Here is a 17518-nt window from a genome sequence, read left to right as displayed (position 1 = left end):
TTTCATTCTGATATTATAATTAGTTCCGCGGAAATGGCAAGTTTTGGTTGTTCTAGTCAAAGACGCGCACCACAGCGTCTACAGCCTGAACGACCATCTCGTTCTGGTGACGAAATACCGTCGCCGTGTGCTGACGGTGGACATGCTGACACCCTTTGGCGAGCCCGCCGGGGAGCGGTGCAACGCCTGGGGCGGGCGGATGCTGGAGTGCAATGACGAACTGGACCATGTGCCCCTGCTCGTCACGCTGCCGCCGACCACCGCTTTGTCTGAGTTCGTGAACGCGCTGAAGACTGGGACGAGCCGCCGCTTACGGGCGGAGTTCCCGGACGAGGTGAAGCGCTGGGACAGCAAGCCCGCACTCTGGTCGCGCTCGTACTGCGTGATGTCCGTTGTCGGCACGCCGTTTGAGGCGCTGAAGCGCTACATCAAGGGCCAAGCCGGCGCCGGTGCGTGAACGTACCGGGCAGCGCGGCGCATTTTCCCTCCAGCCAATCCAGAGGATTGAATAAAGCCCCATGCACCAAATGGTGGAGCGGCAGGTGGTGAGGGCCAGACTTATGCTCCCTCATAGCCGCAAGTCTTCTCAGCGTCGTTGGAAGAGGCAGTGCGAAAAGCGATACTGCCGCTACGCCACGGGAACCGCCTGCGTTGAGGAATATCCATGATCAGCCCGGCACAGATCATCCGCGACGGCAACGGCAAGGCCGCCTTCGCCGTGCTGCCCATTGCCGAGTATGAGCGCCTGCTGGAGGAGGACATCGCGACATTTGTTCGGTAAACAACGCCAAGCTCGAACAGAGCAAGAACACAGATCTCAGGCGGCATGGCGGCGACGTCCCAGGTTGAGCGGCCGCCTTCCCATCGGTATGGCTGCCGCCCGGTCCCACAGGAAATCACCGGACAGGCTGATGTGCTCCCAGCCGACCGGCGAGGTGTGGACGAGCAGGTCGTCGGGCACGGTCTCGCCGATCATGCGCAGGTGAGCCACCGCGTCAGCCATGTAGGTCGAGTTCCAGTGGACGATCGCAGCGATGAGCAGGTTCAGTCCCGAGGCGCGGTACTGCTGGGCCTCGGACCCGCGGTCGGCGATCCGGCCCTGCTTGAAGGTGCAGATCGCCTGGGCCAGGGCGTGACGCTGCTCCCCTTTGTTCAGTCCGATGTGACAGCTCCTCCTGAGTTCGGGCGTTTCCAACCAATCGATCATGAAGAGTGTGCGCTCGATGCGGCCCAGTTCCTGGAGCGCCAGATCGAGTTGGTTCTGCCGCTCGTAGGCGGCCAGCTTCTTCAACATGGTCGAGGGCGCCACGGTGCCGGCCTTCAGCGACGCGACCAGACGCACCACGTCGGTCCAATGGTCGCGGATGATGTCCACCTTGATCCGCCGGCCCAGCAGCGGCTGCAGGTCCGGATAGCAGCTTGGCGGCTCGATGCTGGCCAAGCGGCGTTCGGGAAAGTCGCGCAGGCGGGGACAGAAGCGGAAGCCGAGCATGGCCGCCACACTGAACATGTGATCCGAGGCGCCGCCCGTGTCCACGTAGTGGGTGTCGATGGAAAGGCCGGTGCCGTGGTGGAGCAGACCATCCAGAACGAAGGGTGCCTCGTGCGTCGCCGCCGAAATGACCCGGACATGGAACGGACCGTGCTGATCCGAGACGTGGGTGTAGAAGCTGAAGCCGGGGCTGCCGCCGTAGCGGGCGTTCACCTCGCCGGCGACGTTGCCGCGCTTGCCGGAGCGGAAGAACTGGCCGTCCGACGAGGACGTCGTGCCGCCACCCCAGACGGCGGCCATGGGCAGCCGATGGTGAGCGTCGATGATCCGGGCCAGGGCCGCCTGGTAGGTTTCCGGACGGATGTAGGCGTCGGCGGTCCAGATCAGCTGGTCGCGGGTCACGCCCTGACTGGCCTCGGCCATGCGCGTCAGGCCCAGGTTGGTGCCGTCGGCCAGGATGGCAGCGAGCAGCGCGTTCTCGTTGTCGCAGGGCTCGCCGGTCCGCAGGTTCGTGAACGCCGCCGCGAAGCCGGTCGCCTGGTTGACCTCATGCAGCAATTCGGTGATGCGCACGCGCGGCAGAAGGGCGTCGAGCCGGTCGGCGAGGACGTCCGCTTCCGGCGGCGCGATTGCCTTCAGCGCCGCGATGTGCAGCCGCTCGTCGCGCAATTCGACGCCTTCGAGTTGGCCGTCGCGCAGGCGCTGGGCAAAGCGCTTCAGCCGCTCGTCGAGGTTGCGCCCCCGTGCTGCCAGCCACTCATCGGCCGTCGCAGGAAGTTTCAGCTCCGCCGCGATCGGGGCCGCCGCCGCCGCGGGCAGCAGATAGCTGTCGAAGCGGCGGTAGTTGGACGACCGCTCCACCCACACGTCGCCCGAACGCAGTTTGTTGCGCAGGGTGGCGAGCACCGCTGTCTCGTAGAGCCGCCGGTTGGGCTTGCCGTCCTTGGCGACGAGCCGCCGCCACTCCTTGCGAAACGGCATCGGCGCGTCCGCCGGGATGTCGCGCTTGCCGGATCGGTTGAGCTCCTTGAGCAACTCGACCGCCGCCAGGATCGGATCCTTGCACCGGGCGGCCTTGAACGTGAGCGCTTCGAGGAGCACCGGGGCGAACTTCCGGATGGTGACGTACCGGTCGGCGGCGCGGACCAGCGGGTCCTCTTCCGCGAGCTCGGCGAGGCTGGCCACCTCGCCGCGCACGCGCAGCAACTGCGGCCAGCCCACCGCCTCGTTGACGAGGGCGAGGGCGTCCCCGTCGCTTTCCTGGGCCAGGCTGAGCGCCTCGATGGTGCGGTGGAACAGGCGCATCAATCGGCCGACATCCTTCGTCTTCGCGACGCAGGTCTTCTCCTTGCTGTTCTTTGCACGCGTGAACGCACCGCCGATCAGCTTGTCGGCCATATCGAGCGCGGCGTCGGTGAGCCGGTTCTCCAGGTCGATCAGCAGCGCCACCAGCGTCGCGCGCTGCCGGTTCGGCGCGCAGCGCTCGATCAGGTAGGTGGGCGAGGCCATGCCCTCGCGGGCAAACTGGCGGAAGCGGGTTTCATGGACACGCGCCTGCGCCTCGGCACCGATTCCGATGCCGCGAACGACGTGGAGTTTGTCGATCACGTTGCGGACGTGATCCGCTTTCGGCGCCGTGGGAATGGTTTTCAGCCAGGCAAGCGACGTGATCCCGGTTGCTGGATCAACGGCCAGCAGTTTGTCGAGCTTGTCCCGCTGCTCGTCCGTGAGATCGGCCACCAGGGCATCCGCCGCCCGCTTTCTGGCGCGGGCACGGCCCGCCAGGGCGGCGCGCTCGATCACCGCCGGGGCCGGCAGGACGATCTTCGCGGACCGGAGCGCGGCGATGGTCCCGGTCACGATCGGCAATCCCTCGTCGGAAATCCAGGCCGCCTGCGCCGCGGCCTCGATCAGGTCGGGCAGGTCGGCCTCGCGTGGAAACCGCAGCCCGAGCGCGACGGCGGCATCGCGAGCATGACCGGTCATCGTCCGAGGCCGGTGCGCGTACTCGGCGAACATGATCGCCGGCAATTCGAGGTGTTCGGCCACCCAGCCAACGACGGCGTCGATCGGCTCGACGATGTGGGCCAGAGGCAATCCGGGATGGCGCAGGAGCGCCAGTTGCACGGCAAAGCCCAAGCGGTTGGCGTCACCGCGCCGGATGGCGATGAGATCCAAATCCGTCCGGGTGAAGGTGTAATGGCGGGCCAAGGCGTCCCGATCCGTGGGCAGGCCGAACAACAGCCGGCGCTCCTCCTCCGTCAGCAATTGGCGTCGTGCCACGTGGTCTTCCCCTGTCCAGAAAACGTCGGCGGGGACTGTGGACAGCAGGGATTAACGGGACGTATTTTGTGGACGGCGGCGTGGCAGTCCGGTCGGATTCGGCGCGACCGTCCACAGAACGGCCGGTTGGGGGACGGGCATGGGCGACATGCTGGGCTACGCACGGGTCTCGACCGGCGACCAGGATGTCGCCGGTCAACGGTTGCGGCTGGAGCAGGCCGGCGCCTTGAAGGTCTTCACCGACGTGTGCTCGGGCAAGGCGAAGGACCGGCCAGGGTTGGAGGCGTTGCTCGCCTATGCGCGCCGTGGCGACACGCTGGCCATTGTCCGCCTCGACCGGCTCGGCCGATCGCTCGCTGAGTTGCTGGCGACGGTGGCCATGCTGAAGGAGCGCGGGATCGGCCTGCTCAGCCTGGAGGAGAGGATCGACACCACTTCGGCGGCCGGCGAACTGGTGTTCCACGTCTTCGGCGCGATTGCGCATTTCGAACGGCGGCTGATCGCCGAGCGCACGAAGGACGGCATCGCGGCCGCCCGGGCCCGCGGCAAACGCCCAGGTCGCGAGCCGGTGGACATGGACAAGATCAAAGCGGCACTGAAACTGGTGGAAGCTGGCCTGTCGCCGACCGAAGCCGCCAGGCAACTGGGGTTGGGGAGATCCACCGTTTACCGGGAGATGAGCTTGGCGGGCCTCCAGAGGCCGCCATACACCTCCTGACCAGCATCAGGCTGGGCAATCATCCATCGCTGTTCCCGGTGCGTTCGACCTTAGCGTTGTCTGCCGAACAAATGTCGCGATGCCCTCTGGAGGCCGACGACGAAGCCGCGGCGATCCAGGCATACGACGCCTATCGGGATGCCTCCCCCGAAACCTTCCCCGACAAGGTCGCGGCGCGGCTGCTGGAGGGGGAGCATCCGGTCAAGGTGTTCCGCGACCACCGCGGCCTGACACAGACCCAGCTTGCCGAGGCAGCCGGCCTCAAGCAGTCCTACGTCTCGCAGATCGAGGCCGGAGCGCGGAACGGCTCGGTGGATGCCCTGAAGCGCATCGCAGAGGCCCTGCGCATGGATCTGGACGACCTCACCTGACCCCCCTCATGCGCGCCCCCTTATGCGACGGCGCATAAGGGGTGGCGCGCCCACAATCCGCCCCGTCCTTATCATCCGAAGGCCACACCGCCAGCCCTCATACTCCGCCCCGCATCTTATCGACGGCAGCAGGACGGGGACCGACAGCATGGCGAACAGCACCTATACCGGCAGGGGCGAGACGGTCGTCGTCATCGACAGCGGCTGGTCGCCGACCTGGGAGACCGCCTCGCACGTGGTCTATCAGCACGACTACGCCGACAACGACGCCGACGCGCGCAACCCCAACGCCGACACCCACGGCGCCCTGGTGACCTCCAGCATCCTGTCGCAGGCGCCGGACCTCGGCATCATCGCGCTGAAGGTGATGCCGGACGCCTCCACCACCGCGTCGGGGTCGGCGATCGAGCAGGCGCTGCAATGGGTCGTGGCCCATGCGTCGGACTACAACATCGTCGGCGTCAACCTGTCGCTGGCCGGCGGTTCCGCCACGTCGGAGATCACCACCATCCTGTCGGACGAGCTGGCCGGCCTCGCCGCCAAGCGGGTGCTGGTGTCGGCCGCCGCCGGCAATGCCGGGCAGAACGGGACGGCGACCGACGTCTCCTATTTCGCCGCCGACCACAACACGATCTGCGTCAGCGCGTCGGGCGGCGACGGCACCATGCCGGGCTGGGCCCAGCGCAATCCGGGGATCACCGACCTCTGCGCCGACGGCACCGACATCCGGCTGACCGATCTGGCCGGGCGGACGCTGATGGGCAACGGCTCGTCCTTCGCCGCGCCGGCGGTGACCGCCGCGGTGGCGCTCGCCCAGCAGGAGGCGATCGCGCTGCGCGGCAGCGCCCTGACCCAGGACGAGTTCCTGTCGCTGGCCCACCAGACCGGGACGCCGATCGCCGGCACCGGCTACACCGACCTCAACACCCAGGCGCTGCTGACGAAGATCGGCCAGCTCTACGGCACGACGACGACGCCGACGGTGCCCGGAACCGGCGCCCCCGCCACCACCAGCGCCGCCATCCTGGTCAACGCCAAGGGCACGGCGGCGGCCGGGGTGAACGCCCATTTCACCCTGCTGGTCGACGGCCATGCGGTCGGCGGCGCCACGGTGGGCACCGCGGCCAAGAGCTACGCCTTCACCGCCACCGTGTCGGCCGGCAGCGCCCACAAGGTGCAGGTCCAGTACGACAATGACGGCTTCGCCGGCGGCCAGGACCGCAACCTGTTGGTCGACAGCGTCAGCGTCAACGGCCACCGCTATGCCGCCACCGATGCCGCGGTGACCTACGACAAGGGCGCGCTCGACGGGCGCGACGTGGTCAAGGGCCAGAGCGGCATGTGGTGGAACGGCACGCTGGTGGTCGCCGCCGACAAGAGCCTGTTCACTTCTCAGGCGCAGGTGGCCGAGCTTCAGGCGAGTGACCTGCTGGGCCATACCGTGTCGGCCAACGCGGCGGCGCACGGGACGGTCGAGGTCACGACACCCTGGATGCCGGAAACCCTGCCGACCTTCGAGGACGCCGCCCACGGCCTGCACGCCTGGTACGACGCGCATGACATGGCGCATGGGATGGCGGCGTAACGAGGCCCGAAGCCGGAGAATATCCCCTCTCCCCCCCGGGGAGAGAGGGGCCCCGGGAGAGGGCACATCTCACCGCTCGTGCATCGCTTCCTGGGCGCTGCGCGACAGCGGCGAGAGCAGATAGTCGGCGATGCGGCGGCGGCCGGTCTTGATCTCGGCGCTGACCGTCATGCCCGGCTGCAGCCGTGTCTCCTTCCCGTCGACCTCCAGCGTGTCGCGGTCCAGCGCGATGCGGGCGGCATAGACCGATCCCGCCTCCGGCGCCTTGGCGCCATTCTTGTCCGTCCCCTTGTCGGCCTGCTGCTGCTGTTGCACGGCGTCGCCAGACAGCGAGGCAACGCGGCCGGGGATCAGGCCGTATTTGGTGAAGGAGAAGGCCTCAACCTTCACCTCCGCCACCTGACCGGTCTGGACGAAGCCGATGTCCTTGTTGGGGATGAAGGCCTCGACCTCCAGCCGGCTGTCCTCCGGCACGATGACCATCAGCGGCTGGGCGGTGGTCACCACGCCGCCCACCGTGTGCACGGCCAGCTGCTGGACATAGCCGTCCACCGGCGCGGTCAGCCGCAACAGATCGACCTGCTGCTCCGCCTTGGCCAGCTCCTGCCCCAGCGAGGCGGCCTTGCGCTCGGCCTCGGCGAGGTTGGTGTAGAGCTGGCGGCGGAACTCGGCCTCGGTCTGGCGGCGCTGCTCGGCGGTGGCGGCGATGGAGGCGTCGGCCTCCGTCAGCTTGATCTTCTGGACCAGAAGCTCCTGTTCCTGCCCGACCAGATCCTGCTGGAGCTGCAGATACTGGAAGCGGGACGAGGTGCCGCGCTTCGACAGGTCGTACAGCGCCTCGGCCCGCTCGCGGATCAGCGGCAGGGTGGCGTTCAGCTTGGCGATGGTCTGCGCCACGGTGGCGCGGTCGGCCTCGCGCCGGGCCTGCTCGCGGTCGAGTGCGGCCAGCTTGGCGCGCTGCTCGGCGATCTGGCTGGCGAGGAGCTGGCTCTGCATCCGCGCCAGTTCGGGCGACAGGCCGGCCGGGGCGGCGAAGACGGCGTCGGGCTTGCCGTTCACCACCTCCAGCGCCGCGCGCAGCCGCGCCGCCTCGGCCTGCGCAGCCGACAGGTCGGAGCGGATGCGGTCGCGGTCGGCGGCGGCCTCGGTCGGGTCCAGCTCGATCAGGGTCTGGCCGGCCTTGACCAGCTGGCCGTCCTCCACGTCGATGGCGCGGACGACGCCGGTCTGCATCGGCTGGATGGTCTTGGTCCGGCCGCTCGGCACCACGCGGCCCTGCGCCACCGCCACCACGTCGACATGGCCGAACCACGCCCAGGCACAGGCGGCGGTGAAGGCCAGCATGATGACCCCGGTGAAGATGCGCGCGGTGGGGGAGGGCGGCCGTTCCAGGATCTCCAGCGCGTCGGGCAGGAAATCCATCTCGTCGCGGCGGCGCTTCTGCGGACGGCCCTGGAGTTTGGTGGGCCGACGCGGGCCGCCGGGAGTGCCGGGCGCGTTGGCCGGCGGCTTGACGCCCGGCGTGGAAGCGGGAGGGGTGGGCGCGGAGGGAGTGGTCTTCACCGCGGCGGTCGTCTTGCTCATGGCGTTCATCCCTCTTTAGCCCGCGGCCCGCTGTTCGATCAGCCCGTCCGTCGGCGGCGGGTTCCCGCCCGGCAGCTGCCCCATCTGGCCGCGGAACAGCGTGGCGTAACGGCCGCCGCGGCGCAGAAGCTCGTCCGGCGCGCCGTCCTCGACGATGCGCCCGCGCTCCACCGTGACGATGCGGTCGGCGATGGCGACGGTGGACAGGCGGTGGGCGATGATCAGCACGGTGCGGCCGGCGCAGATGCGGCGCATGTTGGCCTGGATGATCCGCTCGGACTCATGGTCGAGCGCCGAGGTCGCCTCGTCGAAGATCAGGATGCGCGGGTTGGTGACCAGCGCGCGGGCGATGGCGATGCGCTGCCGCTGCCCGCCCGACAGGCTGGCGCCGCGCTCCCCCACCACGGTGTCGTAGCCGTCGGGCAGCTCGACGATGAAGTCGTGGGCGCCGGCCAGCTTCGCCGCGGCGACGACGCGGCCCATCTCCATGGTCGGATCGGTCAGCGCGATGTTCTCGCGGATGGATCCTGAGAACAGGACGTTGTCCTGCAGCACGACGCCGATCTGCCGGCGCAGCCACACCGCGTCGGCGGTGGAGAGGTCGGTGCCGTCGACCATCACCCGCCCGCGCTCCGGCACATGGAAGCGCTGCAGCAGCTTGGCCAGCGTGCTCTTGCCCGAGCCCGACGTGCCGACGATGCCGACCACCTGCCCCGCCGGGACGTGCAGCGACACGTCGCTCAGCGTCTCCGGCCCGTCATGGCGGTAGCGGAAGGTGACGTGGTCGAAGGTCAGGTCGCCCTTGATCGCCGGCATGGCGGCGCGGCCGGGGCTCTGCAGCGGCTCGGGCGCGGTGTTCAGGATGTCGCCGATGCGGTGCATCGACAGCCGCACCTGCTGGAAATCCTGCCACAGCTGGGCGATGCGCAGCACCGGCTGGACGACGCGGCCGGCGAACATGTTGAAGGCCACCAGCTCGCCCACCGTCAGGCTGCCCTCGATCACCAGCTTCGCCCCCAGCCACAGAACCAGCATGGTCGAGATCTTGGAGACGAACTGCACCGACTGGCTGGCGACGTTGTTCAGGTTGCCGGCGCGGAAGCCGGCGCGGACATAGCCGGACAGCTGGTCCTCCCAGCGGCGCTGCATGCGCGGCTCGACCGCCATGGCCTTGACCGTCTCGATGCTCGACACCGTCTCGACCAGGAAGCTGTGGTTCTCGGCGCCGCGGGCGAACTTCTCGTCCAGCCGGCGGCGCAGGATCGGCGTCGCCACCAGGCTGATGACGATATAGACGGGGAAGGAGGCCGCGACGATCGCCGTCAGCATCGGGCTGTACAGCAGCATCACGCCCAGGAAGACCACGGTGAACAGCAGATCCAGCACCAGCGTGATGGTGGAGCTGGTCATGAAGTTGCGGATCGTCTCCAGCTCGCGCACGCGGGCGACGCTGTCGCCGACCCGGCGCGCCGCGAAATAGCCCATGGGGAGCGACAGCAGCCGCTGGTACAGCTTGGCCCCCAACTCCACGTCCAGCCGGTTGGCGGTGTGGGCGAAGGTGTAGGTGCGCAGGCCGCCCAGCACCGCCTCGAACAGGATGACCGCCAGCATGCCGGCCATCAGCACGTCCAGCGTGCCCAGGCTGCGGTGCACCACCACCTTGTCGACCACCACCTGGAAGAACAGCGGCGTCACCAGCGCGAACAGCTGGATGAAGAAGGAGGCCAGCAGCACCTCGCCCAGGATGCCGCGGTATTTCCAGGCGACCGCGCCGAACCAGCGGGCGTCGAAGCGCGGCTGGCCCATGCCCATCGCGCCCTTGCGGCCCAGGCAGAGCAGCCGGCCGCTCCACAGGGGCTCGAAGCCCTCGCGGTCGAGGATGCGGGTCTGGTTGGTCGCGGCGTCATGCACCAGCACGCGGTCGTTGCCGGCCTTGGCCAGCACCAGGAAGCCGCCGTCGGGGCCGGGGACCAGCGCCGGCAGCGGCGTGCGTTCCAGCCGCTCCCATTTGGTCTTCACCACGCGGGCCTTGGCGCCCAGCCGGTGGGCCTGGCGGACCAGCCCGGTCAGGTCGGGGGATTCGCCGCCGCAGGCATGGCGCACGCCGTCGTAATCGGCCGGGATGCCCAGCATGCGCAGCGCCGACACCAGCCCGGCGATGCCGGGATCGAGACGGGGGCCTCCTGGATTGGAGCCGGGATTGGAGCCGGGGTTGGGGCCGGTTTGGGCGCCAGGGGGAGGAGGGCCAGGGGGAGGGGAGGAGGGGTCCCGCGCCGGATCGGCCGGCGATCCGTCTCGCATCTGTTCCATGAAGGCTTCCCGGTTCCGAAACTCTAAGGGGTGGCGCCGAACGGCTGCGGCCAACCGAAGGTGAGCATCGCGCCATCCCGCGGCCACCCGAACGATGGGGTACCCCGCATCGTTGGTGTTCAAACGGGGTTGGCCGGACGGCTTGGCGCGCTTTCTCTCCGACCGCTTTTCCTGGACCCGGTGCGGCGCTTGGGAGTAGGCATGCAGCACAGCCGGACCGCCGGGACCGGTGCCGTTTCCCCCTTCGCCGGACACGACCCGCCTTGTCGCCGATCCCCCAGCTCCTGCGCCTTCTGCTCCTGCTGCTGACGCCCCTGTGGCTGTCGCTGGCGGTGGAGGGGCTGGGGCTGCAGGGATCGATGCCGTCGCTGCTGTCCAACTGGCGCCGTTCCGCGGAAGTCGACACCACCCTGGCGCCGCCGAAGGGCTGGCGGGAACGGGCCTATCTGGCCGCCAACCCCGACGTCGCCGCCGCCGTCCGCAACGGGCAGCTCTCCAGCGGCTATGCCCATTATGTCCGGCAGGGCCGCGCAGAGGGCCGCCGCGGCGGTTTTGCGGAACAGGTCGGGGAAACGGCCAAGCCGGCGTCCGCGCAAGCCGCCCCCACACAGCCCGCCCCCGCACAGCCGTCGGCACAGCCGGCCGCAGCCCCCATCCCGGCTCCCCCAATTCCGGCGGCAAAGCCCGAGCCGCAGGACGGCGCCCCCGCCCTGCGGACGGAGCCGGCGGTGGAAATCCTGCGTCCCGGCGTCAAGCCGGCCCCCGACGCGCCCGCCCGCCCGCCCGCTGTCCAGACCGTGGCGGCCTCCGCGGCGCCCCGCCATGTGGAGCGCATCCGCACCGCCAACGGCGGCGACGGGCTGCGCGTCGTGCTCGACCTCGACCAGGACCCGCGCTTCGAAACGCCGGTGCGCCGCCCCGACGGCCGGCTGGAGGTGATGCTTCCCGGCACGCTGTGGCAGGCCGCCCCGTCCGGCCGTCTTCCGGCGACGACGCTCGCCTACCGGGCGGAGCGGAGCGGCACCGGCACCCGCCTGCTGTTCAGCGACGAGGAGGGCGACGCCAAGGGGGATGCCGTCCGGCTGCTCGCCGTTTCCACCCTGGCCCCGGACAAGGACCGCGGCCACCGGCTGCTGATCGACGTGGCGCTGCCCTCCATGGCGAAGGCCGAGCGCAAGGGCCGCTGAGGCAAGGCCGCCGACGGCCACCCCCCATGGAAGCGGCAGCGATTTCCCCGACTGTCTTCGTGGTTGTCTCAGGTCCCCGGATCGGTTAGCTGTCTGAGCGTTGTCAGTCGCACTGGCCGTAAGCGTTCAACGTCAATCAACGCACTCAACGATCCTCGCGGTCGGAGTGCGTTCGGATGTTCGAATGCCTGTCGACCGCGGACCAGTGTGGAGCACACCCATGAGTCCCCAGCCGACACGCGCCCCGGCACGCGATCCAGCGCAGGGCCGCCTGTTCATCCTGGCCGCCATCCTTTTCGTCTCCTACCTCTGCGTCGCCATTTCCCTTCCCGTCACGCCGCTGTTCGTGACCGGGACCCTGGGGTTGGGCAATGTCTGGGCGGGGCTGGGCGTCGGCAGCGCCTTTCTCGCCACCATCCTCACCCGCAGCTTCGCCGGCAATTTCGTGGACGGCGGCGGAGCCAAGCCGGCGGTGGCGCGCGGACTGGCGCTCTACATCGCCGGCGGGCTGGTCTCGCTTGCCGCCGGGCTGCTGACGCAGCTGCCCTGGACGGCCTTCTGCATCCTTGTGCTGGGGCGCCTGCTGATCGGGCTGGGCGAGAGCCTCGTCGGGGTCGGCGTGATCGCCTGGGGGATCGGCATCGTCGGCCCGCAGCGGTCGGGCAAGGTGCTGGCCCTGGTCGGCGCGGCGCTCTACGGCGCCTTCGCGGCGGGCGGTCCGCTGGGTCTTCTGCTGCTCGACGCCATCGGCTTTGCCGGCACCATGGCGGTCGGCGCCCTGCTGCCGGCGCTCGGGCTGCTGGCGATCCGGCCGATGGCGGGGGTCGCGGCGCATCCGGGTGCGAAGCGCCCGCCCTTCCGTGCCGTGCTCGGCCGGATTTGGCTGCACGGCGCCGTCGTCAGCCTGCAGGGCATCGGCTTCGCCGCCATCGGCGCCTTCTTCTCGCTGCACTTCGTCCATGAATCCTGGCCCTTCGCCGGGCTCGGCCTGACCGCCTTCGGGGTCGGCTTCGTCCTGGTGCGCTTCGCCTTCGGCCATCTTCCCGACCGCATCGGCGGCCTGCCGGTGGCGATGGGGTCGCTGGCGGTCGAGGCGGTCGGCCAGCTGCTGGTCTGGAGCGCCGGCGATCCCGCCCTGGCCCTGGCCGGCGCCTTCCTGACCGGGCTCGGCTGCTCCCTGGTCTTTCCCGCCATGGGCCGGGAGGTGGTGCATCTGGTGGAGCCGCATCTGCGGGCGACGGCGCTCGGCGCCTTCGCGGCCTTCCAGGATCTGGCCTATGGCCTGACCGGCCCGGTGGCCGGGCTGCTCGCCGACCGGGCCGGCTACGGCAGCGTCTTCCTGCTGGGCGGAACCGCGGCGGCAGCCGGCTTCCTGACCGCGCTCCATATGCGCCGGGCGCCGGTCGCCGCCAACACTCCGCCGGCTTGACGATGATCGCAAGGCGGCTTTCGGAAGCCGGATCGGAAAGTGCGAAACCTGGCCATATTTCAAGCGCAAGAGGTCGCTTCTTCGCGCAGTTCACACCGATAACGGGAAATTCCAAAGGCGCTTTTCCGTGGCGCCGTGGCATGATCGCCCCCTCCGCAGCCGCTTCCGCCGTACCGTGACGCCCTCCATGAAGATCCTGTTCATCCATCCCGCCTTTCCCGGCCAGTTCAAGGCTCTGGCGCCCAGCCTGGTACGGCGCGGGCACACGGTCCATGCCCTGAGTCGGACGATGGAGGTGCCGTCCGGCTGGAGTGGGATCACCGTCATCCCCTACGCGCCGTCACGGACGCCGACCTTTGGCGTCCATCCCTGGGCCGCGGAATTCGAAACCAACGCGATCCATGGCGAGGCGCTGTTCCAACGGGCGCTGACGATGAAGGCGGAGGGCTATGCCCCCGACGTGATCGTCGCTCATCCCGGCTGGGGCGACAGCCTGTTCGTGAAGGAGGTCTGGCCGCAAGCCCGGCTGGGCATCTATTGCGAATACTATTACCGGACGGAGGGCGCGGATGTCGGCTTCGATCCCGAATTCCCGGCGCCCGATGCCGGCGATTCGTGCCGCCTGCGCCTGAAGAATGCCGCAAACCTGCTGCAGTTCGAGACCGCCGACGCCGGACTGTCTCCCACCCGCTGGCAGGCCGATGGTTTTCCCCGTCTCTTCCGCGACCGCATCACCGTGGTGCATGACGGCATCGACACCGAGGCGGTGGCCCCGAACCCCGACGCCAAGGCCATCCTGAACGGCACCCTCCAGCTGACGCGAACGGACGAGGTGGTAACCTTCGTCAACCGGACCCTGGAGCCCTATCGGGGGTATCACAGCTTCATGCGCGCCCTGCCGCGCCTGCTGGCCCGGCGCCCCCGCGCCCATGTGCTGATCGTCGGCGGGGCCGGCGCCGCCTATGGGGCCCCGCCGCCATCGGGAACCTGGCGGGACATCTTCATCGAGGAGGTCCGCGGCTCCATTCCGGACGCCGACTGGTCACGGGTGTTCTTCCTGGGCAACATTCCCTACGAACATTTCGTTTCGCTGCTCCAGCTTTCCTCCGTCCACGTCTACCTGTCCTACCCCTTCGTGCTGAGTTGGAGCGTGATGGAGGCGATGAGCGCGGGTGCCGCCGTGGTCGCCGGCAATACCGCTCCGGTTCGCGAGGTCATCGAGCATGACAGGACGGGGCGGCTGACGGATGTCTTCGACCATCGCGGATTGGCCGACAGCGTGGCCGATCTGCTGGCGGACCGGACGGCACGCGACCGGCTGGGCGCCGAGGCCCGCGCCTTTATCCGGGCCAACCACGATCTGCGCACCGTCTGCCTGCCGCGACAGTTCGCCTGGATCGATGAGCTGGCGGACGGCCGGGGCTGATTTGAGCCGGCCGTCCGCCTGCGGGGCATGAGGCGTTCGCGCGAGCCAAGCGACTGGGACGGCGGCTGCCATAGGCTGCCGGCGGGCAGGTGGGAGGGATTTTAGGGGGAGGAGTTTTAGTTCTACGCGGGAAGCTCCGTCCACTGCCGGGTGGACAGCCCGCCGTCGCCCGCCGCCAGCAGGCCCGACGCCGTGCCGGAGGACGAGGCGTCGTGGAAGCCGCCGTCGATCCCCAGCGTCTCCGACCCGGTCATCTCCGCCGCCAGCATGGTGACGGCGATGGGCGTCATGGCGGCGAAGGCGGGCATCGCCGCCGTTTCGGTGGAGGTGCTGCGCTTGATGTAGGCCAGCTCGACCGCGGCGTCGCTGGTGCCGAATTCCGTGGCGATCTCCGGATGGCTCGCCAGATAGGCCGCCGGGTCGAAGGAGGTCAGCGACCGGCCCTCGCTGTAGCCGAACTGGACATAGTGGATTTCCGCCGCCTGGACGTCGGGACCGAAGGCCTGGATCAGGTCCGGGTTGCTGGCGATGTAGCGCAGCGCGTCGAAGCCCTGGGCCGGCCGGCCTTCCGACAGGCCAAATTGGATGTAATGGGTGGCCGCGGCGTCGGAGCTGAGGCCATAGGCGAGGGCGACGTCCCGGTTGGCCGCCAGATAGTTGTAGCCATCGAAGGTGACGCTGCGTCCCTCGGCCGAGCCATGCTCGATGAAGTGGCGGGTGCCGGCGTTGGCGTCGGTGCCGAAGGCGGCGATCAGGTCCGGATAGGAGGCGATGTAGTCCAGCCCGTCGAAGTTGGGGTGCCGCCCCTCGCTGTAGCCGAACTCGATGTAATGCCGGGCCGCGGCGTCGGTGTCGGTGCCGAAGGCGGCGATCAGGTCGGGGTAGGAGGCGGTGTAGGCCAGCGGGTCGAAGGTGACCGTCCGCCCCTCCGCCTGTCCATATTGCTGGTAATGCTGGGTCGCAGCTTCGGTGTTGGTGCCGAAGGCGGCGATCAGGTCCGGGTAGGAGGCGATGTAGGCGAGCGCGTTGAATCCGCCCGACTGCCCGCCGCCGGCCGGGGTCGAGGCGGGATCTGCGGGCGGAACGGGAGTCGGATCCGGAGTGGGGACCGGCGTCGGATCGGGGACGGGATCCGGTGTGGGGACCGGCGTCGGGTCCGGAGTGGGATCCGGCTGCGTGACGGGCGGAGGAGGAGGGGGAGGGGGAGGCGAAATGGCGGCCTGAACGATGGTGACGCCACCGTCGCTGCCGACCTGGAACTGGCTGGCCTCGAAGCTGCCGTCCAGGGTCACCGCCAGATTGCTGCCGACCCGCAGGGTGGTGGAGCCGGCGGCCGTCTCGACCTGCATGGCGGAAAGGTCAACGTCCTTGATCAGCAGACGGTCGCCGACCACGGCACCGGTGATGTTGGAAAAGCCGTTGGCCTGGGCCGCCGTCATCGTCACGGTGTGATGCTGGCTGCCGGTCAGGGCCAGCGTCTCGACGCTGGTCAGCGTCATGCCGCTGATGTCGATCTTCGGCGAGGCGACGTCGGTGTAATATTCCAGGTCGTAGCCGTTGTAGCTGGTCAGGTTGTCCGACCGCAGCTCCAGCGTGTCGGTGCCCTCGCCGCCATCGAAGCTGACGGTGCCGGCATCATACTGGCTGACCACGATGTAGCGGTCGTTGCCGCCCTCGCCATAGAGGGTGTCGGCCTGGGTCTGGGCATAGCTGCCCGAGCTGACGATGCCGGCCAGGATGGTGTCGTCGCCGTCGCCGCCATGGATGGTGTCGCGTTCCCAGTCGCCCTTCATCAGGTCGTTGCCGGCATCGCCATAGAGCAGGTCGGCGCCGCCGCCGCCGGCCACCGTGTCGTTGCCGATGCCGCCATGAAGCTCGTCATTGTCGGCGCGGCCATACATCAGGTCGGTGCCGCCGCCGCCGAAGATGGTGTCGTTGCCGTCGCCGGCCTCCAGCGTGTCGTTGCCGGCCCCGCCATATTCGACGTCGTTGCCGCCATGGCCCCAGAACCACACCGCGCTGTCGCCGGCGGTCAGGCTGTCGTCATGCTCCGACCCGACCCAGCGCTGGATGTCGACGAAGGTGTCGCCGGCCGCCTCGCCGGTGTTGTTGGCGCCGTTGGTCAGGTCCAGCGTGATGCCGGTGGTGGCATTCTCGTAGGTGACGATGGTGAAGCCGTTGCCGCCGACATAATGGTCGCCGCCCAGCCCGCCGTTCAGCGTGTCGCCGGCCGACTGGCCGCTGTTGCCGCCGCCGACCAGCGTGTCGTCGCCCGTCCCGCCGCGCAGGCTGTCGTTGCCGGTGCCGCCGACGATGCTGTCGTTGCCGTCCCCGCCGTTGATGGTGTTGCCGCCATTGTCGCCGATCAGCGTGTCGTCGCCGTCGGTGGCCGTGCCGCTGTAGGCCAGACGGTGGACCCAGGCGCCGGTGTCGGAGACGGGCAGGGACGCGGCGACCGGCCCGGTGGTCACGTCGAGGTCCCAGGAGGCGCCCAGCGACGGATGGCCGACCGGATGGCTGGCGGCGGCGACACGGGCGCCGGTCGCCTGGGCGAGCGCCGCGGCGAAGCGGCCGCCGTCGGCGCCGACGTCGCAGGCATGGATCAGGATCTCGGTCCCCGGCGCCTGCGGCCAATCGCGCCCCTCTGCCTTGCGGCCGGACAGCGCCGCGACGTCCAGCCGGCCGGCACCCAGCCGGACCGCGCCCGGTTCGCCATGGGCCAGCAGATGGATGGCGGCCGGCCGGTCGGAAAGGGCGTTGCTCAGTGCGTTGGCCAGGGCCTCCCCGCCATCCTCGTCTGCCATCACCCGGATGATCCGGACGTCGGACCGGCAACGGTCGAGCAGCAGGTCGAGATCGTCGAGGCTGTCGTCCGCAATCAGTACGTCGCGCAAGGATGATCCTCCATCATGGCCGCCGGCGGCAGCGGCAATATTTCCCAGACCGAACGGCCTCTCCCCCCGAATGTGAGGAATGAACGCACATCAACAATTCGATAAGTCGGGGTATATCCGGCAAGAACGGGTGACCACCTGCAGGAAATCGCAAGAAGGGGAGTGCGATTTCAGACGGTGACTTCAGCGGATCTTTGCGCTCCGCCGTATTTGACCGAAATTGCCGCTTTGCGGGAGAC

11 protein-coding genes are annotated in these 17518 nt (G+C 69.1%); 7 read left to right on the top strand and 4 right to left on the bottom strand.

Features of this window, described 5'->3' with window-relative positions; genetic code table 11:
• The first annotated feature begins 43 nt into the window (after positions 1–43).
• Positions 44–457 carry an IS200/IS605 family transposase gene (tnpA, locus tag B9N97_RS07450; RefSeq protein ID WP_085084939.1) on the top strand — a complete coding sequence of 138 codons (414 nt, stop codon included), beginning with the start codon at positions 44–46 and terminating at the stop codon, positions 455–457.
• Between the two features lie 360 nt (positions 458–817).
• On the opposite strand, the gene B9N97_RS07445 is transcribed toward tnpA, so the two are convergent.
• Positions 818–3775, bottom strand: coding sequence for a Tn3 family transposase (locus B9N97_RS07445; RefSeq protein WP_085084937.1), 2958 nt, complete (start codon positions 3773–3775; stop codon positions 818–820).
• A gap of 139 nt (positions 3776–3914) precedes the next feature.
• On the opposite strand from B9N97_RS07445, the gene B9N97_RS07440 reads away from it, so the two are divergent.
• From B9N97_RS07440 to B9N97_RS36885, 3 genes are all read left to right on the top strand, one after another.
• On the top strand, positions 3915–4493 hold the full coding sequence (locus tag B9N97_RS07440; protein WP_085084935.1) for a recombinase family protein: 579 nt from the start codon (positions 3915–3917) through the stop codon (positions 4491–4493).
• A 71-nt stretch (positions 4494–4564) separates the two neighbouring features.
• Positions 4565–4864: a helix-turn-helix domain-containing protein gene (locus B9N97_RS07435; RefSeq protein ID WP_085084933.1), complete on the top strand. Its 300-nt coding sequence runs from the start codon at positions 4565–4567 to the stop codon at positions 4862–4864.
• 148 nt (positions 4865–5012) lie between these two features.
• Entirely contained in the window at positions 5013–6449 is a 1437-nt protein-coding gene (locus B9N97_RS36885; RefSeq protein WP_348520078.1) for a carbohydrate-binding domain-containing protein, read from the top strand.
• A 69-nt stretch (positions 6450–6518) separates the two neighbouring features.
• Here the strand turns inward: B9N97_RS36885 and B9N97_RS07425 are convergent, their stop codons facing one another.
• Together B9N97_RS07425 and B9N97_RS07420 are read right to left on the bottom strand one after the other, a co-directional pair.
• Positions 6519–8033 carry an HlyD family type I secretion periplasmic adaptor subunit gene (locus tag B9N97_RS07425; protein ID WP_085085319.1) on the bottom strand — a complete coding sequence of 505 codons (1515 nt, stop codon included), beginning with the start codon at positions 8031–8033 and terminating at the stop codon, positions 6519–6521.
• 15 nt (positions 8034–8048) lie between these two features.
• A complete protein-coding gene (locus tag B9N97_RS07420) occupies positions 8049–10343 on the bottom strand; it encodes a type I secretion system permease/ATPase (RefSeq protein WP_244560600.1) in 2295 nt (764 codons plus the stop codon).
• Between the two features lie 263 nt (positions 10344–10606).
• Between B9N97_RS07420 and B9N97_RS07415 the strand changes: the two genes are divergently transcribed.
• From B9N97_RS07415 to B9N97_RS07405, 3 genes are all read left to right on the top strand, one after another.
• Positions 10607–11530 (top strand): hypothetical protein, encoded by a 924-nt coding sequence (locus B9N97_RS07415; protein ID WP_085084931.1) that lies wholly within the window; start codon positions 10607–10609, stop codon positions 11528–11530.
• A gap of 220 nt (positions 11531–11750) precedes the next feature.
• Positions 11751–12959: an MFS transporter gene (locus tag B9N97_RS07410; protein WP_085084929.1), complete on the top strand. Its 1209-nt coding sequence runs from the start codon at positions 11751–11753 to the stop codon at positions 12957–12959.
• Between the two features lie 187 nt (positions 12960–13146).
• The gene (locus B9N97_RS07405) at positions 13147–14385 is read left to right on the top strand and encodes a glycosyltransferase (RefSeq protein ID WP_085084927.1); all 1239 of its coding nucleotides are present in this window, start codon (positions 13147–13149) and stop codon (positions 14383–14385) included.
• Positions 14386–14507: 122 nt separating this feature from the next.
• Here the strand turns inward: B9N97_RS07405 and B9N97_RS36125 are convergent, their stop codons facing one another.
• A complete protein-coding gene (locus B9N97_RS36125) occupies positions 14508–17279 on the bottom strand; it encodes a DUF4347 domain-containing protein (RefSeq protein WP_244560599.1) in 2772 nt (923 codons plus the stop codon).
• Positions 17280–17518: the final 239 nt, after the last annotated feature.

The sequence above is a fragment of the Azospirillum oryzae genome (genome assembly GCF_900177515.1).
Lineage (GTDB): Bacteria > Pseudomonadota > Alphaproteobacteria > Azospirillales > Azospirillaceae > Azospirillum > Azospirillum oryzae_A.
The sequence above is the reverse complement of the archived record's forward strand: the minus strand, read 5'-3'. Positions and strand labels throughout refer to the sequence as shown.